The organism is Vibrio sonorensis (genome assembly GCF_001854765.1).
Classification (GTDB): Bacteria; Pseudomonadota; Gammaproteobacteria; order Enterobacterales; family Vibrionaceae; genus Vibrio; species Vibrio sonorensis.
The window spans coordinates 159,902-179,658 of record NZ_LJJE01000070.1 but is presented as its reverse complement, the minus strand read 5'-3'; the positions used below and the strand labels follow the sequence as shown (position 1 = coordinate 179,658).

14 protein-coding genes and 4 pseudogenes are annotated in these 19,757 nt (G+C 45.9%); 3 read left to right on the top strand and 15 right to left on the bottom strand.

Features of this window, described 5'->3' with window-relative positions:
* Nucleotides 1–122: 122 nt before the first annotated feature.
* The 14 genes and pseudogenes from ptsG to yceD all read right to left on the bottom strand — a co-directional run bounded on the left by ptsG (nucleotide 123) and on the right by yceD (nucleotide 12,516).
* Nucleotides 123–1,551, bottom strand: a pseudogene (gene ptsG / locus BLO31_RS13635) (PTS glucose transporter subunit IIBC).
* A gap of 444 nt (nucleotides 1,552–1,995) precedes the next feature.
* A complete protein-coding gene (locus BLO31_RS13630; RefSeq protein ID WP_070967554.1) occupies nucleotides 1,996–2,763 on the bottom strand; it encodes a TatD family hydrolase in 768 nt (255 codons plus the stop codon).
* On the bottom strand, nucleotides 2,754–3,716 hold the full coding sequence (gene holB / locus BLO31_RS13625; RefSeq protein WP_070967551.1) for a DNA polymerase III subunit delta': 963 nt from the start codon (nucleotides 3,714–3,716) through the stop codon (nucleotides 2,754–2,756). Before holB ends, BLO31_RS13630 begins: the two co-directional genes overlap by 10 nt.
* Nucleotides 3,709–4,344 carry a dTMP kinase gene (tmk, locus tag BLO31_RS13620; protein WP_070967548.1) on the bottom strand — a complete coding sequence of 212 codons (636 nt, stop codon included), beginning with the start codon at nucleotides 4,342–4,344 and terminating at the stop codon, nucleotides 3,709–3,711. Before tmk ends, holB begins: the two co-directional genes overlap by 8 nt.
* On the bottom strand, nucleotides 4,341–5,357 hold the full coding sequence (mltG, locus tag BLO31_RS13615; RefSeq protein ID WP_070967545.1) for an endolytic transglycosylase MltG: 1,017 nt from the start codon (nucleotides 5,355–5,357) through the stop codon (nucleotides 4,341–4,343). Before mltG ends, tmk begins: the two co-directional genes overlap by 4 nt.
* Entirely contained in the window at nucleotides 5,354–6,157 is an 804-nt protein-coding gene (gene pabC, locus BLO31_RS13610; protein ID WP_070967542.1) for an aminodeoxychorismate lyase, read from the bottom strand. The genes mltG and pabC overlap by 4 nt, the downstream gene beginning before the upstream one ends.
* Nucleotides 6,158–6,233: 76 nt before the next feature.
* Nucleotides 6,234–7,475, bottom strand: coding sequence for a beta-ketoacyl-ACP synthase II (gene fabF, locus BLO31_RS13605; protein ID WP_070967539.1), 1,242 nt, complete (start codon nucleotides 7,473–7,475; stop codon nucleotides 6,234–6,236).
* A 92-nt stretch (nucleotides 7,476–7,567) separates the two neighbouring features.
* Nucleotides 7,568–7,804, bottom strand: coding sequence for an acyl carrier protein (acpP, locus tag BLO31_RS13600; protein ID WP_070967536.1), 237 nt, complete (start codon nucleotides 7,802–7,804; stop codon nucleotides 7,568–7,570).
* A gap of 235 nt (nucleotides 7,805–8,039) precedes the next feature.
* Nucleotides 8,040–8,773 (bottom strand): annotated as a pseudogene (gene fabG / locus BLO31_RS13595) (3-oxoacyl-ACP reductase FabG).
* A 20-nt stretch (nucleotides 8,774–8,793) separates the two neighbouring features.
* The gene (gene fabD / locus BLO31_RS13590; RefSeq protein ID WP_070967530.1) at nucleotides 8,794–9,717 is read right to left on the bottom strand and encodes an ACP S-malonyltransferase; all 924 of its coding nucleotides are present in this window, start codon (nucleotides 9,715–9,717) and stop codon (nucleotides 8,794–8,796) included.
* 78 nt (nucleotides 9,718–9,795) lie between these two features.
* The gene (locus BLO31_RS13585; RefSeq protein WP_070967526.1) at nucleotides 9,796–10,746 is read right to left on the bottom strand and encodes a beta-ketoacyl-ACP synthase III; all 951 of its coding nucleotides are present in this window, start codon (nucleotides 10,744–10,746) and stop codon (nucleotides 9,796–9,798) included.
* Between the two features lie 5 nt (nucleotides 10,747–10,751).
* Complete coding sequence (gene plsX / locus BLO31_RS13580) at nucleotides 10,752–11,777, bottom strand: phosphate acyltransferase PlsX (RefSeq protein WP_070967523.1); 1,026 nt, start codon at nucleotides 11,775–11,777, stop codon at nucleotides 10,752–10,754.
* A 9-nt stretch (nucleotides 11,778–11,786) separates the two neighbouring features.
* Nucleotides 11,787–11,957, bottom strand: a complete 171-nt coding sequence (rpmF, locus tag BLO31_RS13575; RefSeq protein ID WP_070967518.1) for a 50S ribosomal protein L32 — start codon at nucleotides 11,955–11,957, stop codon at nucleotides 11,787–11,789.
* 31 nt (nucleotides 11,958–11,988) lie between these two features.
* Nucleotides 11,989–12,516 (bottom strand): 23S rRNA accumulation protein YceD, encoded by a 528-nt coding sequence (gene yceD, locus BLO31_RS13570; RefSeq protein WP_070967515.1) that lies wholly within the window; start codon nucleotides 12,514–12,516, stop codon nucleotides 11,989–11,991.
* A gap of 191 nt (nucleotides 12,517–12,707) precedes the next feature.
* Between yceD and BLO31_RS13565 the strand changes: the two genes are divergently transcribed.
* A complete protein-coding gene (locus tag BLO31_RS13565) occupies nucleotides 12,708–13,292 on the top strand; it encodes a Maf family protein (protein ID WP_070967670.1) in 585 nt (194 codons plus the stop codon).
* Here BLO31_RS13565 and rluC read toward each other — a convergent pair.
* Nucleotides 13,284–14,236 (bottom strand): annotated as a pseudogene (rluC, locus tag BLO31_RS13560) (23S rRNA pseudouridine(955/2504/2580) synthase RluC). The gene BLO31_RS13565 and the pseudogene rluC overlap by 9 nt on opposite strands.
* Nucleotides 14,237–14,909: 673 nt before the next feature.
* Here rluC and rne point away from each other — a divergent pair.
* Together rne and BLO31_RS13550 are read left to right on the top strand one after the other, a co-directional pair.
* Entirely contained in the window at nucleotides 14,910–17,831 is a 2,922-nt protein-coding gene (rne, locus tag BLO31_RS13555; RefSeq protein WP_070967512.1) for a ribonuclease E, read from the top strand.
* A gap of 286 nt (nucleotides 17,832–18,117) precedes the next feature.
* A pseudogene (locus BLO31_RS13550) lies at nucleotides 18,118–19,676 on the top strand (SulP family inorganic anion transporter).
* Nucleotides 19,677–19,757: the final 81 nt, after the last annotated feature.

Genomic DNA, 19,757 nt, shown 5'->3' with positions numbered 1-19,757 from the left:
GACGGGGTGACTTATGTCAGGGACAAGTGAAGTAGAGTCAGTAGAAAGACAATCGCGTTATGATAGAGATGTATAACGGAAAAAGGAGGCCTACGGCCTCCTTTATCATAGGGGTGAATGACTTAACTGTGGTTGCGAATCCACTCGTCCATTTCAGTCTTGAGGTTGTCAGATTTGGTACCAAAAATAGCTTGTACACCACCACCGACAACGACAACTCCCGCTGCGCCAAGTTGCTTCAACTTATCTTGATCAACTGCGTCAGTATCAGCGACCGCCACGCGAAGGCGTGTAATACATGCATCTAAACCCGTAATATTTGTTTTACCGCCAAATGCCGTTACCAGCTCTCCGGCTAGTTCAGTACCAGTTACGGTTTGCGCATCATCAGTTTCGTCTTCGCGACCCGGTGTTTTAAGATCTAGAGCTTTGATAACCGCGCGGAAAACCACATAGTAGATAGCCGCATACGCCAGACCACAAACGACCATCAGCCCCATCTTAGAAGCATTGCCAGACAACACTAGGAAATCAATGAGACCGTGGGAGAACGAAGTGCCGTGCACAAAACCAAGCGTGTTTGACAAAACATAAGCTGAACCAGCAAGAAGCGCGTGAATTCCGTACAGTACTGGTGCAACAAACAGGAACGAGAACTCAATAGGCTCAGTAATACCTGTTAGGAACGAAGTCAGCGCAGCCGATGCCATGATACCCATCACTTTCACGCGGTTTTCTGGCTTAGCTGAGTGTGCAATCGCGATTGCAGCAGCTGGCAAACCAAACATCTTGAACATGTAACCACCGGCAAGTTGACCAAAGCCGTTGCCCGCTGCGCGAGAGGCTTCGTCCGCCACTAGATAACACGTAAGCACACCATTTTGAGTCTCACCCGCTGCGTTGACACAGGTACCTGCTTCGAAGAAGAAAGGAACATTCCATACGTGGTGAAGACCAAAGGGAATAAGAGAACGTTCCACGATGCCGTAGATTCCAAACGCCACTTGTGGGTTTTGGTGAGCAGCCCAGTCAGAAAAACTAGCAATTGCGCCGCCAATTGGTGGCCATACTACGGACAGAACGATACCCAACGCGATTGCAGCGAAACCAGTGATAATTGGCACTGCGCGTTTACCAGCAAAGAAGCCTAGGTATTCTGGAAGCTGAATGCGGTAGAAGCGATTAAACGCCCAAGCCGCTAGACCACCGACTAGGATACCGCCTAGTACACCAGTATCGATTTTTTCGACACCCATGACACCAGCCATAACCCCTAATGTAGCTGTCATGATTCCGTAGCCAACGATAGCCGCTAGGCCTGCTACGCCATCGTTGTTTGTGAAGCCAAGCGCTACTCCCACGGCAAATAGCAGTGCCATTTGTCCGAATACCGAGCCACCCGCTTGCTCCATTAAGTTGGAAACGATTTCTGGAATAAAGCTTAAGTCGGCAGCACCGACACCAAGTAGGATACCTGCAACAGGGAGCACGGATACTGGAAGCATCAGCGCCTTACCTATTTTGCAGGTTTGCAAAAAGGTTCTTAAACATAATTATGCTCCTGATAGATTTTTAGAATTGTCGAGTACTAACGGCACACCCCCGTAGCCTAAATGTTAGCACTCGCTGAAAATGTAACATTGTATTAACGTCAATTTTCTATCTACAAATATATCTTGCCGTCCAGCGTACTTTCCACATGGTCACGAAATTAAGTTTCAAACTCATATATAGATCACATAGCAAAACAGGCTGTGAAATGGATTACAATTGACCTATATATATGAATAAATTGAAAAATTATTGTCTACGCATTAATTTCACTGAGTAAATAAAATTAAGCCAGTTGTTATTTTATGTAACAAAATTACATTTTGAACCAAAATGACTCGCAACTTCAACATTAATAGTTAACAAGAATATTAATAATGCTTTTATTAACTAACGCTTATAAAAAAAGGAGCTTTCGCTCCTTTTCTGTGCAAAACCCATTTTCTATCTCAAAAAAAGATCTCGGAAGTTTTTGCTGGTTTTTTCACCCACTTCAGACAGAGAAAGTCCTTTGAGCTGGGCAATATATGCAGCTACTTCCACAACAAAAGCGGGCTGATTTTGCTTACCGCGATGAGGAACAGGAGCTAAGTAAGGTGAATCTGTTTCAATCAGTAGTCGATCAAGCGGCAATTTCTTAACCACTTCTTTCAGCTCGGTTGCTTGCCTAAAGGTGACGATTCCTGAAATGGAGATATAAAAACCCAAGTCCATCGCCGCCTTAGCGAATTCGTAGTCTTCGGTAAAGCAGTGAATAACACCACCACACGCTTGTGCGTTTCCGGAACGCAATATGGACAAGGTGTCTTCTCGTGCATCGCGAGTATGGATAATTAGCGGTTTATTCAATGAAGTAGCAATACTCACCTGCTGCTCAAACCTGAGCTTTTGCAGCTCAGCCGTTTCCGGTTGATAGTGATAATCCAAACCCGTTTCACCAATCGCAACCACTTTGGGGTGCTTGGAATATTCCTGCAATCTATCTAGAGCAAATTCACTTTCAACGTCAAGTGGATGAACACCGCAAGAGGCGTGTACCTGTGGGTAGGGTTCAATCAACTTTAACATTTCGGGAAACGAGTTGAGGGTTACGCCAACCGACAACATTTCGGTCACATTAGCTTGTTCAGCTTTAGAAACAACATCGGCCACGCTTTGATGAAGTTCTTGGTAATCTAATTTGTCCAAATGACAATGGGAATCTACGAACATGTATCCTCGTAAAATTTAAACAGCCAATCCGCTATGAGTAGTTCGCGGTTTAACCCTGAAAAAGCCGAAAACTGATTCAATAATTCGGCAAGGGATTTACTTTGATTATAGAGAGAGGAATATGACTTTGCTTCTTTCAATGCCAAAGCCCCGGGGAGGGTGCCCGTTAAATCCGGTTGAAAGTGAAGTTTCTGTGCATCGGCGAGTAAATACCAAATCCATCGCAGCGATTCATTGCCCTCGACATCGAGCTTTTTATACACCTCGGAAACTTGCTCACTAGCCGCTAGAAAATGAATCAGAGCTTGCTCTGCTTGCTCGTACTGTTTCATCTTTCCTTCACTGAGAAAAGTCTCCGCTTCCAGAGGCGCACCGTGATTTAGGGTTAGAACATAACTCGGGACTTTTGCGTGTCCTTTATCCGCTAACCATTGCATCGTTGTTTCTGTATTCGGCGTTCTTATCAACCATTGCTGGCAACGGCTCACTATCGTTGGCAGTAGCTTGTTAGCGGCCGCCGTACGCAGAATAAAAATACAGTTTTCCGGTGGCTCTTCTAATGTCTTTAAAAGTGCATTAGAAGCCGAAGTATTCATATTTTCAGCCGGCTCGATAAGGATGACACGAGGACCGAATAACTGTGAAGATTCCATAGCGATGCGATTAATTTGTCTGATTTGGTCCACCCCAATCCCCTTGCCTTCCTTTTCTGGGGCAATAAGGTGATAGTCGGGATGATTCCCCGATTCAACCAGTTGGCAGCTATGACAAAATCCGCATGCACTGGTTGACTGATCCTCACACAAAAGTACAGCAACTAAATGTTGAACGAGGTCGTGAGCGCCTAAACCTTTGGGCGCTACAACTAAGTTTGCATTGGGGAACCTTCCACTGCCAACTCTTTGTTGCCAGTGGCGCCACTCCTGCTGTAACCAGGGGTAAAGCTTATCCATTCGCTTCTAGCCATTGCGTTAACTTACTCTCAATATCGCGAGCTACCGAGTCGATGTCTTGAGCTGCGTCAATGGTAATGATCGAGTCATCTTCTGCTGCGTGTCGCAAATAAGTATCGCGAGTTCGTTCAAAAAAACTTATATCCATTTTTTCAATGCGATCTAGCTCTCCACGCCCACGAGCACGCGCAAGCCCTAGTTTAGGCTCTATATCCATATAGAGCGTTAGATCAGGGGCAAATTCGCCCAGAGCCGTCTCTTTAAGCGCTTTCATCGTCGTCGATGGAATGCCTCTTCCCCCGCCTTGGTATGCTTGTGATGACAAGTCATGGCGATCACCCACTACCCATTTTCCTTTCGATAGTGCAGGTTTGATAACATTTTCCACCAACTGTACACGAGCCGCGTAAATCATAAGCAGCTCTGTCATATCTTGTAGCTCTTCTTCGTTATGATCTTGTTTGACTAAGTTGCGAAGAGTTTCTGCCAGTGGCGTTCCTCCCGGTTCGCGAGTTTGTTCGACGTCAGTCACTCCACTGTTTTTTAGTACATCGACCACTTTGCTGATAGCGGTACTCTTACCTGCTCCCTCTAGCCCTTCGATGACAATAAATCTTGCTTGTTTCATTTTCTGCTTCTTAGTTTTTTTAAATAGGCTCTAACCGCTCTGTTGTGCTCGGTTAGTGTTTTAGAGAATACGTGGTCACCATCGCCACTCGCCACAAAATAGAAGTAATCACTCGCTTCTGGCTGCAATGCTGCCGCAATAGATGCTTCACCAGCCATCGCGATTGGTGTAGGCGGTAAGCCGAAAATAACATAAGTGTTGTAATCAGTGCGTTGGCGAAGGTCTTTTTTGCGAATATTACCATCGTAATTTTCACCCATGCCGTAGATTACTGTAGGGTCTGTTTGTAATCTCATACGCTTGTTCAGGCGGTTTACAAATACTGAAGCGACGCGTTCGCGTTCTTCGTCCACTGCTGTCTCTTTTTCAATAATGGAAGCAAGGATTAACGCTTCATAAGGCGTCTTTAAAGGCAAGTTGTCCTGTCTGTCCAACCAGTGTTTATCTAACACCTTTTGCAGCTTTAGGTTAGCGCGTTTTAAAATGTCTAAATCGCTATCACCAGAGGTATAGCTATACGTTTCGGCTAAGAACAAGCCTTCCAGCTTCTGTTGTTTTAAACCAAGCGCATCGGCAATCGCCTTTTCACTCATTTGATCGGTTTTTATCTCCAAGTGCGGGGCGGCTTGTAATTCATCAAGCCACTCTGAGAAACGAGACCCTTCAACAAAAGTGATAGAAAACTGGTGTTCTTTGCCTTCTACCAATTGAGCGAGCAAAGATTGAAAAGAAGTATTCTCCGCAACGAGATAGGTCCCCGCTCGAATCGCCATTAGCTCCGGATGAAGTCGACGCACAATTGGGTGCATGTCATTGGGTTGCAACCAGTTGTTCTTTTCTAGTTCGCGAACCAAACCGTGATAACTGGTTCCGGATTTTACGGTAAATATCTGCTCTTGTTCTAAGTTCAATGGCTGCGAAAGCAAAGATTCAACTTGCTTGGTTACATACCAATACCCCCCAACCAGCAGTAATAGTGTCAAGGTAAGCAAAAGTGATAGTTTTTTTATCACGGGTAATAGGTCTCCTGAAAGTGTTTGGTTAACACGCCCAGCTTATAGGTTCGTCCAGAGATGGCGGTGACTGGACATACACCGATAACTGAGTTAGTGATAAAAATTTCATCGGCTAGGTATAGCTCATCGAGTTTGAAGTGTCCTTCACAAATAGACATCCCCTTATCTTTCGCTAACGACATCACCTGTTTCCTGGCAACGCCAGCGACTCCTGCCTTGTCTATGGTTGGAGTAAACAGTGTTTGGTCTTTGCACCAAAACAGGTTTGCCATAGTAGTCTCTACGACCTTGTTATCGATGTCCAACACTAGGGCATCGGCAAAACCTTCACTCTCCGCTTCTCGCTTTGCTAAAACTTGTTCTAGACGATTGTTGTGTTTGTGACCAGCAAGCAGTGGATTGTGACCTAGTTTTGTAGTGCATACACCGAGGTCGATGCCATTTTCTTGCCACTGCAAATAGTGGGAAGGAAAAGCAAAATCACTAATCGTGACGAGTGTCTTGTCAGCGCCATCTGTACCATAACCTCGCCCCCCAGCTCCTCTGCTTATATGCAGTTTTAAGCCAGCCTTTGGGGAAGGTTGGCTTGCATGGTTAAGCCAACACTCCACTTCAAACCAATCGGGTTGAACGATTCCTAATAGGTCTAAACAGCGAACCATTCGCTCTTTGTGCAAATGCCACAGATGAATTGAGCCATTGAGCGTCAACATGGTCGTAAAGCAGCCATCGCCATACTGAAATGAGCGATCACCGATATCGACGGTTTGTGCCACCTTTCCATTAACCCAATACACAGTTTTCTCCATAAAACAAAACGGCTTAATGCTATCGCATTAAGCCGCCTAAACCTAGTCTCTGTAAAAAGATGTATTAGATCTTTTTGAACACAAGAGAGCCGTTGGTACCACCAAAGCCAAATGAGTTACACAGAGCGTATTCCATATTCACTTCACGAGCGGTATGAGGTACTAGATCGATATCCAAACCTTCTTCGGGATCGTCAAGGTTAATAGTTGGTGGAACAATTTGGTCAACCAAAGACATAACCGTGATGATAGCTTCTACCGAACCTGCGGCACCTAGAAGGTGGCCTGTCATCGACTTGGTGGAGGACACAAGCACTTGCTTAGCGCCTTCTTCACCTAGTGCGCGTTTAACACCTTTGATTTCCGCAACGTCACCCGCTGGTGTTGATGTACCGTGAGCGTTCACATAACCCACCTGCGTACCCGTGATTCCAGCATCGCGCATCGCCGCTTCCATCGCTAGTGCACCACCCGAACCATCTTCACTTGGAGAAGTCATGTGGTAAGCGTCGCCAGACATACCAAAGCCAACAACCTCAGCATAAATCTTAGCACCACGCGCTTTCGCGTGTTCGTACTCTTCCAGTACCATCATGCCAGCACCGTCGCCAAGAACGAAACCATCGCGACCTTTGTCCCATGGACGTGAAGCTTTCGCAGGCTCTTCGTTGCGAGTTGAAAGCGCTTTAGCTGCACCGAAACCAGCCATGCCTAGTGGTGTAGAGGCTTTTTCTGAGCCACCTGCAACCATTGCTTCCGCATCTCCGTAAGCGATCATACGCGCTGCGTGACCGATGTTGTGAAGACCAGTAGTACATGCCGTTGAAATAGCGATATTTGGACCGCGTAGACCACGCATGATAGACAGGTTACCAGCGACCATGTTTACGATCGTTGAAGGTACAAAAAATGGGCTTACTTTACGAGGACCTTTGTCCACCAAAGCAGTGTGACCCGTTTCGATCAAGTCTAGGCCACCGATACCAGAGCCAATAGCGACACCAACGCGCGCGGCATTTTCTTCGGTAATTTCAAGACCTGAGTCATTAAGTGCCTGAATACCTGCTGCGATACCGTACTGGATAAACAAATCCATTTTACGTGCATCTTTTTTAGTCATGTATTCAGTGCAGTCGAAATCTTTTACTAGACCTGCAAAGCGGGTAGAAAAGTTAGTAGTGTCAAAATGTTCGATATCTACGATACCGCTTTGACCAGCTAGCAGGGCTTTCCAAGAGGATTCTACAGTGTTGCCTACCGGTGACAACATACCCATGCCAGTGACAACAACACGACGCTTGGACACGATTTTATTCTCCGGGATTGATGTGATTCTATGAGAGGTATAGAAGGGTTGAAAAATACAGGCGGTCTGTTGACCGCCTGTAGAAGAGTGATTTACTGAGCGTTAGCTGTAACGTAATCAATCGCAGCTTGAACAGTTGTAATCTTCTCAGCTTCGTCGTCTGGAATCTCAGTGTCAAATTCTTCTTCTAGAGCCATTACTAGTTCAACAGTGTCTAGAGAATCAGCACCTAGATCATCAACGAAAGAAGCTTCGTTTTTAACTTCTGCTTCGTCTACACCTAGCTGTTCAACAATGATTTTCTTTACGCGTTCTTCGATGTTGCTCATTTTTTCTTTTCCTTTACAGATTTCGCCTAATGCGATGGTTCCGTAGTTTATTCGAACTATTGAAAGTTGCAAGGGGGTCCTTGCTGGTCAAACCACAATTTTAGCGATTTTAACCGAAATTCAGTACATTTTTGACTTAAATCATGCCTATATCTTAAGCACGATTATGGCTAACTTCACAAACTATAGAACACATTTATAAACACGGTTCGACAAGTTTGCATCCGTTAGACCATTACACCATATACATACCGCCGTTTACATGCAAAGTTTCGCCTGTGATGTAAGCCGCTTCTGGAGATGCAAGAAATGCAACTGCTGAGGCAATCTCACGTGGGTCACCCAGACGGCCTGCAGGTACGTTAGCCAAAGTTGCCGCACGTTGCTCATCGTTTAGCGCCTTAGTCATATCCGTTTCGATAAAACCAGGAGCCACGGTGTTAACCGTTACACCGCGAGAAGCTACTTCACGAGCCATAGACTTTGTAAAACCAATTACACCCGCTTTTGCTGCTGCATAGTTAGTTTGACCAGCGTTACCCATAGTACCAACAACTGAACCAACGTTGATGATGCGACCAGCGCGCTTTTTCATCATGCCGCGCAGTACTGCTTTAGACAGACGGAAAATAGAAGTCAGGTTGGTGTCCATGATATCGGTCCACTCATCATCTTTCATACGCATTAGTAGGTTATCGCGTGTGATACCTGCGTTATTCACCAGAATGTCGATTGCACCAAACTCGTCATTGATCGCTTTAAGAACGCCTTCAATTGAGTCTGTATCTGTCACGTTCAGTGCCAAACCTTTACCGTTCGCACCAAGATATTCACTGATCGCTGCTGCTCCATTGTCAGAAGTAGCAGTACCGATTACCGTTGCACCGCGCTCGACAAGAAGTTCAGCGATAGCGCGACCAATACCACGGCTAGCGCCTGTAACCAGAGCGATTTTGCTTCTAGGTTCATCATCTTATTCTTTCCTTTGCTTACTTAGCCGCTTCAAGTGACGCTGCATCATTGACAGCTGCGCCGCTAAGGGTCTTAACAATACGTTTAGTCAGTCCGGTCAGTACTTTACCAGGACCCAGCTCAAGCAGTTTTTCTACGCCTTGGCTTTCCATCTTCTGAACCGTTTCAGTCCAACGAACTGGGCTGTGAAGTTGGCGAACCAACGCGTCTTTGATTTTTGCTGGATCCGTTTCAGCCGACACATCTACGTTGTTGATAACTGGCAGCTGAGGCGTATTAAAATCAATCGCTTCTAGTGCTACTGCAAGTTTTTCCGCTGCTGGCTTCATCAGTGCACAATGCGATGGTACTGAAACTGGCAATGGTAGAGCTCGCTTAGCGCCCGCTTCTTTACAAAGAGCGCCCGCGCGTTCAACTGCTTCTTTTGAACCAGCAATAACAACCTGACCCGGAGAGTTAAAGTTAACAGGAGAGACAACATCGCCTTGCGCCCCTTCTTCACACGCTTTCGCGATAGCGTCGTCATCAAGGCCAATGATCGCGTACATCGCACCTGTGCCTGCCGGTACCGCTTCTTGCATCAATTGACCGCGAAGCTCAACCAGTTTGATCGCCTGTTTAAAGTCGATAACACCAGCACAAACGAGTGCTGAGTACTCACCTAAACTGTGACCGGCTAGATTCGCTGGTTGCGCTAAGCCTTGTTCATTCCATACGCGCCAGATAGCGACCGAAGAAGCTAACAGTGCTGGCTGAGTGCGAAATGTTTGGTTGAGGTCTTCTGCTGGTCCGTTTTGGACTAGTGCCCACAAATCATAACCAAGTGCTTCAGAAGCTTCCGCAAATGTTTGCTTTACTACTTCATACTGTTCGCCAAGTTCAGCAAGCATACCAACTGCTTGTGAACCTTGACCTGGAAATACAATAGCAAAGTTGCTCATGTTCTTTTCCTTTAACAAAGTTAAAAAGAATAAAAAGCACCCTATTGTGCTTTTTAAAATTGAAAATCGAGTGACAGCTTAGAATCTAACTAGTGCTGAACCCCATGTAAAACCGCCGCCAAAGGCTTCGAGTAACAGGGTCTGACCGCGTTGAATTCGACCGTCGCGTACCGCTTCATCGAGTGCTGTCGGTACCGTTGCGGCAGAGGTATTGCCATGTCTGTCCAAAGTAACAACCACTTGGTCTAGAGACATAGACAATTTTTTCGCTGTCGCAGAAATAATTCGATAGTTCGCCTGATGCGGCACAAGCCAATCAAGTTCACTTTTGTGCATACCATTGGCGTCAAGGGTGTCTTTCACAAGGCGAGATAGCTGAGTAACGGCGACTTTAAACACTTCATTACCCGCCATGTGTAACCATTTATCCGCATCTTTACCGCGCTGGGGAACTTCAAGACTCAACAGTTCTCCAAAAGCCCCGTCAGAATAGATATGAGTGGATAAGATCCCCGGCTCTTCGCTCTGTCCAACAACGACAGCGCCTGCTGCATCACCAAACAAGATGATGGTTGAGCGGTCCGTTGGATCACAGGTTTTAGACAATGCGTCGGAACCAATAACAAGCACATTCTTACACATACCTGTTTTAATATGCTGATCAGCAACGGATAGAGCGTAAACAAAACCTGAGCACGCCGCCGCAATATCAAACGCTGGACAACCTTTAATACCTAATTGAGCTTGCACCTGACACGCTGAAGAGGGGAAAGTGTGGCTACCACTGGTGGTCGCAACAATAATGAGATCGATATCATTTTTATCGATACCCGCCATATCGATGGCATTCACTGCCGCGTGATAACCCATATCCGCAACAGTTTCGTTTTCAGCAGCAATGCGACGTTCTTTAATACCAGTACGGGTTACAATCCACTCGTCGCTTGTGTCTACCATTTTTTCTAAATCAGCGTTAGAACGCACTTGAGATGGCAGGTAGCTGCCAGTACCTAAAATTTTGCTATACATGTAGACTAATAATGCCTCTCGAGTAAAACCGCTTCCAAACGATCGCTAATACGGCTGGGTACTTGTCGTTTGACCTCGTGTAAAGCCTCACCAATTGCATTGGTGACCGCTTTAACATCAGCACTTCCGTGGCTTTTTATGACAATGCCGCGCAATCCTAACAAACTTGCGCCGTTATACTGGTCGGGGTTCAGTGTTTTTAGTTCATTAATCAGACCAGAAAACAGTTTTCTGGCGACCCAACCTTTTAATGAAGAGGCCATCATGGCGGATTTTACTTTATTAATAAAGAGTTGAGCGGTACCTTCGCACGCTTTAAGGCAAACATTGCCGACAAAACCATCACATACCACCACTTCGGCATCACCTTCGAGAAGCTGATTGCCCTCAATATAACCAATATAGTGAATAGAGTCGGTGTCTGATAGCATTTCAGAGCAACGCTTAACCAGATCGTTACCCTTAATTTCCTCTGCCCCAATATTGAGTATGGCGACTCGTGGCTTGCGCTGTAAATATTGCTCTGCCAAAGCACTGCCCATAACGGCAAATTGGAATAGAGAGTCTGCATCACTCGAAACATTCGCGCCCAAGTCGAGCATCCATGTTTTTCCACCTTGAACCGTCGGTAAGGCAGAAACTAGAGCAGGCCTTTCAATACCGGGCAAGAGTTTGAGTTTAAAACGGGACAACGCCATTAACGCCCCGGTATTACCACCGCTAACGCAAGCATCAGCAAGCCCTTCAGACACAGCGTCTATCGCCATGGCCATTGAACTTCCGGCACTGTTTCTTAAAGCAAGAGAAGGTTTTTCAGAATTAGATATGACTCGTTCGCTATGTTGAATAGTCAGGCGACTATCCGCTTTACGGCCTAGCTTTACGAGTTGAGCAGTGATCGCGTTTTGATCACCTATTAGAGTCACTTTTAGCTCTGGGAAAAACGACAATGCCTGCACGGCGGCAGGCACTGTAACGCTGGGACCGAGGTCCCCGCCCATTGCATCAAGTGCAACGGTTATAGTTTGCAAAGGTCAACCTTACTTGTTGATAACCTTCTTGCCGCGGTAGTAACCTTCAGCTGTCATGTTGTGACGTAGGTGAGTTTCACCTGAAGTCGAATCAACAGAAAGTGCAGCTGTAGTTAGCGCATCGTGTGAGCGACGCATACCACGCTTAGAACGTGTTTTACGGTTTTTTTGTACGGCCATGGACCCTACTCCTATGTAAATTCTTAAAGAATTACTTCTTTAAGCTTTTCAAAACATCGAATGGATTCGGTTTTTTTTCTTCCACAACTTCTTCTGGAAGCTCACCAAACACCATGTTATCTGAATTAACGCTACAATCCGCTTCATCATGCATTGCTACTTGAGGCAAGTTTAGAATGAACTCGTCTTCAACTAACTGTATTAGGTCTATTTCACCGTACTCGTTCGGATCTACCAAATCGTACTCTTCCGGTGCGTCCTCTTCACTTTTCTCATTGTAATAAGGAGTATAAGTAAATTGAACATTGCACTGATGTGCAAAAACCTCGTTACAGCGTTGACACTCTAAATCGACTTCTACGTTAGCTTTACCAGAGATAACGACAAGTCGCTGTTCATCTAACCCAAATGACAATGACACTTGAGCGTCGCGTTTAACGCCTTCGACCGATTCTTCTAAACGCTTAAAAAGACTAACTTGAATGATACCATCATAATCAAGACGCTTCTGAGCTGCTTTAGCCGGATCAACCGTTCGCGGTATTTTTACCTTTTGCATAGGGCGCGAATTCTATCTTTCAAATCGTTTTGAGTCAAAGGAAAAGGACAAAAAGTTAAAGTTTTTTTCAGTCGAAACCGCCTGTTGTCCGAACCGCGCTAACGATAGCACTAATAATCTGCTCAGTGAGTATACTCATCGGCAAACAATCGATTATGCTAGTAGCACTTACTAACCTACACCGAATTACCATGAACTCCACCACTTTAGTACTGGCATCTACTTCACCGTTTAGAGCCCAATTGATGGAAAAATTGGGGCTGCCTTTTACGCAGTTAGCCCCTCATTGTGACGAGACTCCCCTCGACGGCGAATCTCCCCAACAACTTGTTGTCAGGCTAGCCGAGTTAAAAGCGCGCAGTTGTAATGTCCGTGAAGAATCACTTGTTATCGGTAGCGACCAAGTATGCGTGATAGACGGCGAAATCATAGGCAAACCCCACACGCGAGAAAAAGCGATTGAACAGCTTACTCGTCAGTCAGGAAAAGCGATCCACTTTTATACAGGCCTTGCGGTCTACGATACTGCCAACGACAAAATAGAAAGCAACTACGAGCGCTTTACAGTGTACTTCCGAGAGCTCTGCGCAAATCAAATTGAAGCTTATGTCGACAAAGAGCAGCCATTTTATTGCGCAGGTAGTTTTAAAAGTGAAGGTTTGGGAATCGCGCTGTTTGAAAAATTAGAAGGCAGGGACCCAAATACACTCGTCGGCCTGCCTTTGATAATGCTCTTGGAGATGTTGGCTCGACACCGTGTCGACCCGTTAAGCTGACATTTTCCTCAGCCGTGTTAACACTTCCTCAAGCTTTTGTCCTAATGGCGCATTAATTTCCATCCACTCATCATTTGATGGGTGCTGGAACTTGATGTTCGCAGCATGCAAGAAAAGTCGGTTGAGTCCTGCCTTATCCGTGTACGCATCAAATCTACGATCCCCATATCGGTCATCCCAAGCGATGGGGTGACCAGCATATTGAGTATGTACGCGAATTTGATGAGTTCGACCAGTAATTGGGCTAGCTTGAATCAAAGTGGCTTGAGCAAACTTTTCGATCACCCTAAATCGAGTTTCTGAGGCTTTGCCTTTTGGATTAACTCGCACAATGCTGTTCACTTCGTTTTTGAGCAAAGGCGCGTTGACGACTTTACAGCTGTTTTTCCATATTCCCATGACTAACGCGAAATAGTACTTCTGCACAGTTTTATTTCGAAACTGAGCCTGAAGATGTCTCAACGCAGAGCGCTTTTTTGCCACCAACAAAATACCAGAGGTGTCTCGGTCGATACGGTGCACCAATTCGAGAAAACGCGCTTGAGGGCGCAGTGCCCGCAGGGCTTCAATCGCACCGAATTTAAGTCCACTGCCCCCGTGTACTGCGGTGCCAGAGGCTTATTGAGTACCAACAAGTGTTCATCTTCGTAAATAATAAGGTGCTCCAACTCAGCAACCTTATCCAACTTGGTGCTCGGCGCTATATCTTTATCGCTTTTTTCCTCAATAGTCACCGGAGGAATTCTAACGATATCGCCAGCCTGCAGTTTGTACTCGGCTTTGATTCGCTTTTTATTAACGCGCACCTCTCCTTTTCGAAGGATGCGATAAATCATGCTTTTTGGTAGGTTTTTTAACTGATTGCGCAGGAAATTATCAATGCGCTGTCCCGCCATATCTTCATCGATATCGACAAATTGGACTTTAGTTCTTATCTCACTCATGGGAACATTCTAACTCGTTACCTGATTCATTTCACAAAATGTTGGCAACAAAACAAAAAAATTTCATTTTGATTGTAATTCACAGGGATTGCGCTCAAAAAACAACCGACAAATCCCATTTTTGACAAAAAACGAAGAATTTTCATATAAATCAATTGGTTATAAACTCCAATTTCAGATTTTTCAGTGATTTATCTGAAAGCAGATTGCTGAGTTTACTGGGTACTGCTATAGTTCACACCGCAATAGGTGAAATGGCCGCATTTTAAACAACGCCATTCATTTTTGTGAGCGTATATTCAGTTCACTTTAGCAGGCAGTTTCAACAAAACTATATCGGCTTCTCATTAAAGTAACGATGTACAAGTTGAATGCTGCATTTTGAAGTATCTTGGATATAGACATGAGTAGCCCGCTAATTTAGTAAGATGCAGCACACGGCGTAAGACATTTTCGTAATTAGCATTTTTTGTTACCGCACTCATCGCCACTTCATGTTGAGTATTTCCGCCAGATTGCGGCACACAAGCAGTGAATACGCTTGTGATGACTGATGTGCCCGAGAGCATCCCTCCAGCCGGGAGGCTGCAACGATTAAGCCATGGGATCAGGCACCCTGAAGACGACTTAGGTAACAAATCAAAAACAAAGAATGACAACGAGATTTGTATAAATGAAAAGAATGTTAATTAACGCAACTCAAAAAGAAGAGTTGCGTGTCGCTTTGGTCGACGGCCAGCGACTTTACGATTTGGATATCGAAAGTCCAGGTCATGAATCGAAAAAAGCGAATATCTACAAAGGGCGTATCACCCGAATTGAACCAAGCTTAGAAGCTGCATTTGTCGATTACGGCGCTGAACGTCACGGTTTCCTTCCTCTTAAAGAAATTGCTCGCGAATACTTCCCTGAAGGGTACACCTACCAAGGTCGCCCGAGTATCAAAGAAGTACTGACCGAAGGTCAGGAAGTGATCGTGCAAGTGGAAAAAGAAGAACGTGGTAGCAAAGGCGCAGCCTTAACTACCTTTATCTCTCTTGCTGGTAGTTACTTAGTTCTAATGCCGAACAACCCTCGTGCTGGCGGTATCTCTCGCCGTATCGAAGGTGACGAACGCACACAACTAAAAGCTGCGCTAAGCACGCTGGAACTACCTCAAGGTATGGGCTTGATTGTTCGTACTGCGGGTGTTGGTAAAAGCGCTGAAGAGCTGGAGTGGGATTTAAACGTTCTGCTTAACCACTGGAATGCAATTAAGCAAGCTTCTGACTCGAACCCCGCGCCTTTCTTGATCCATCAAGAGAGTAACGTGATCGTTCGAGCTATTCGAGACTACTTGCGTCGCGATATCGGTGAAATCCTGATCGACAGCAATACCATCTATGAGCGCGCACTCGCGCACATCCAGTTGGTACGCCCTGATTTCGTTAACCGCGTTAAAAAGTACGACGGCGAAGTACCTCTATTTAGTCACTACCAGATTGAAAGTCAGATCGAATCGGCTTTCCAGCGCGAAGTTCGCCTGCCATCAGGTGGTTCTATTGTTATTGACCCGACAGAAGCACTGACTTCTATCGATATTAACTCTGCCCGAGCAACTAAGGGCGGTGACATCGAAGAAACAGCGCTCAATACTAACCTTGAAGCAGCAGATGAAATTGCACGTCAATTACGCCTGCGCGATTTGGGTGGCCTTGTCGTCATCGACTTTATCGATATGACCCCAGTGCGCCACCAACGCGAAGTTGAAAACCGCCTTCGTGACGCTGTTCGCATGGACCGTGCTCGCGTACAAATCGGTAGAATTTCTCGCTTTGGTCTTCTAGAGATGTCCCGTCAACGCCTCAGCCCTTCTCTAGCTGAAGCGAGTCACCACATCTGTCCACGCTGTAACGGTACAGGCGTAGTACGTGACAATGAATCTCTGGCACTTTCTGTTCTTCGCTTAATCGAAGAAGAAGCGCTAAAGGACAATACCGCGCAAGTTCTCGCTGTGGTTCCAGTGCCTATCGCTTCGTACTTACTCAACGAAAAGCGTCGTTCAATCAATCACATTGAACGAATTCAAGAAGTGAAAATTACCGTTGTTCCAAACTCTGATATGGAAACGCCGCACTTTGACGTAATTCGCGTCAGAGAAGGCGAAGAGTTTGATCTGCTTTCTTACTTGCTTCCTAAGAAAATCGAAGCTCTGAAAGAAGCAGAAAGTAAAGAAACACCTGAAGTAGAAGCCAAACCTAAGAAACTGGAAGAACCAGTTCTCAAAGGGTTTGCCTCTCCAGCTCAAACTGCGCCTACACCTAAGCCTCAGGCAAAACCGGTAGTTCAAAAGCCTCAGGTAAGTGAAACTGCAGAGTCTTCTGAACCTGGTTTCGTTGCAAAGCTGTTTAAAGCTATTGGCAGCTTCTTATTCGGTTCTGCTGAAGAAGAGAAGAAAGAAGAAAAACAGGAAAAAGAGCGCAACGACAAACGCAATAATCGCAATCGTCGAAATCGCAATGACCAACGTCGTCGCAATAATCGCGATGGCAATCGCGATAAGCGCAAAGGCAACAAAGACGAGCAAGAGTCTGGCAAGCAAGAACGCAAACCGCAGCAGAAGCGCAAACCTAGACAGGACAAGCGCAACAAACGCGATGATGTGAAGAACACCAAACTTGCCGAGGAAGGTCAAAAGCTAGCTGCTGACGCTCAAGCACCACAAACTGAATCTCGTAAAGAAGAGAAAACAGCGAAGGTGAAAGAGAGACGTCAACGCCGTAAACTCAATAAGCAGGTTCGTGTTAACGGTCAAAACGCGCCAGTGAAAAACGCTGCAAACGCCGAAAATAACGCTGTAGAAGTGAAGGCCGAAGCTATTGCCGAACAGGCAACAGCAACTCAGGAAGCTCCGGTTACTGAAGTTCAAGAGCAAGGTGAAGGCAAGCAACGTCGTAACCGCCGCTCTCCTCGTCACTTGCGTGCAAGTGGTCAGAGACGCCGCCGCGGTCGCGACCGTCGCCCTAACCCATTCCGCCTGCGCAAAGGTGGTGTAGCCTCTCCTGAGATGGCTATGGGTAAAGTGATGCCGCGTTATGACCTACCAGTGAAAGGTAAACGTCCTAACAAGAAAGCGGGTAAAGCACCAGCGGTTGTAATGGGTGGATTCGCATTCCCAGAAATGGCAATGGGTAAAGTCATCATTCGCCGCCCTGAACCAGTGGTCGAAGCGGTAGAAGCAACAGTTATTGAAGCACCGGTTGAAGCAGTCAAAGTGGAAACCCCAGCGGTAGAAACACCAGTTGCGAAACCAGTAGTTGAAGCGCCAGTTGAACAGCCAAGAGTAGAAGCCGTTGTTCAAGAAGCACCTGTTGAAACTGAAGTGAAAACTGAGTCCACTGATAAAGCTCTGACCCAATCAGAGATCAAGGTAGCGACATTGGTTAAAGGCCACGCTAGTGCCCCTATGGCTAAAGCACCGGGCCCACAGGAGCTCAAGCAAATTGATGTCAATGCTGCACCATTCCGCAGTGAGCGTTATCAAGCTCGCGGAGCGGGTAGCCAAGTAGCGACTAATCAAGCTGGAGCTGCGATGTCTAAGCCTCAAGGCTACTGATAACTACTTGTTAAATATGAAAAACAGCACCTAAACAGGTGCTGTTTTTTTATGTCCCGAAAATAAAAACAAAATCAAAGTCAATGGGCTTGGCCTATAGTTCAATTATTGGTCACAATAATTGGTCATCCTATGGTTCATTATTGAACTTAATCACACTTTTCGGTAGGATGCGCCGACTTACTCTGAAACACTTTTTTCGTTGCTGCTCTTTTATCACTAATTTTGCTCCGTCTACGAAAAAGCGATTCAGAACAAATTTAACCCACAGTGATACTGAGCAAGCATGTTCGAATTTCCCCAATTTTCAAAACACTCTGTAAAAAACGATGTCCTTTCAGGTTTAACCGTCGCATTGGCATTGGTTCCTGAAGCAGTTGCATTCGCTTTTGTAGCGGGTGTAGACCCAATGGTTGGCCTTTACGCTGCCTTTATTGTCGGCCTAGTAACTTCCATCTTTGGTGGCCGCCCAGGTATGATTTCTGGTGCAACTGGCGCTATGGCAGTTGTTATGGTGAGCCTAGTTGCCACCCACGGCGTTCAATACCTATTCGCCGCTATTCTGCTTGCGGGTATCTTGCAAATCGCTGCGGGTATTTTTAAGTTGGGTAAATTTATCCGTATGGTTCCCCATCCGGTAATGATTGGCTTTGTTAATGGCCTCGCATCGTGATCTTCCTCGCTCAGCTTGGCCAGTTTAAAGGTCCTGATTTAAGTGGAGCGCTAACTTGGTTGCCTGCTGACCAACTGGGTCTTATGCTTGGTTTAGTGTTGCTTACCATGGCTATCATTCACTTCTTACCTAAACTGACGACAGCGGTGCCTTCTTCACTAGTAGCGATTGTTACGGTTACGCTGTTAGTTCAGCTACTAGGGCTTGAAACGCGTACGGTTGTAGACTTCCTACGCACTATGTCAGGAGACGTCAGCGCGACACTTGCTGGTAATCTGCCAACCTTCTCTATTCCTGCCGTACCACTGACCCTAGAAACGCTACAAATTATTCTGCCATACGCGATCATTCTTGCGGCAATTGGTCTTATTGAGTCACTGTTGACGCTAACGGTACTGGATGAGATGACAAACTCTCGTGGCCAGTCCAACCGAGAGTGTGTTGGCCAAGGTATGGCAAACGTAACCTGTTCAATGTTTGGCGCTATGGGCGGCTGTGCCATGATAGGTCAATCGATGATCAACGTTAACTCTGGTGGTCGTGGTCGACTATCCGGCATCGTTGCAGCGCTGATGCTATTGTTCTTTATCTTGTTTGCATCTTCGCTAATCGAAATGATCCCATTGGCAGCACTCGTAGGTGTTATGTTTATGGTTGTGATCGGTACTTTTGAATGGGCAACCTTTAAACTTGCTCGCCGCGTGCCTAAACAAGATTTCTTCGTTATTGTTCTTGTTACTGTAGTGACAGTACTGACCGACCTTGCTGTCGCGGTTGCCGTTGGTGTTGTGGCTTCTGCTCTAATGTTTGCATGGGAGCACGCAAAACACATCTACGCTTCTAGTACTGTTAATGCTGAAGGGTCAAAAGAGTACCATATCAACGGTCCTATCTTCTTTGGTAGTGCTGCTAACTTCCTTGAGCTGTTTGATGCGCCAAACGATCCTGAAGACGTTATTGTGGACTTTGCTAACTCTCGTGTTGCGGATCACTCCGCTATTGAAGCGATTGAAACTTTAGCCGAGCGTTATGCCGCTGTAGGCAAGACTTTGCACCTGCGCCATTTAAGCCCAGACTGCCGTGCCCTACTTCATAAAGCGGGTAGCTTAGTTGAAATCAATGTCAAAGAAGACCCTAGCTACAAAGTTGCCACTGACGTACTCGCTGGCTAACTGGTTAACAAGCTCTTTTAAGGCCATCGCTTCTCACGATAGCTTTTCATAAATATCAAAAAGCTTCCGATGGAAGCCTTT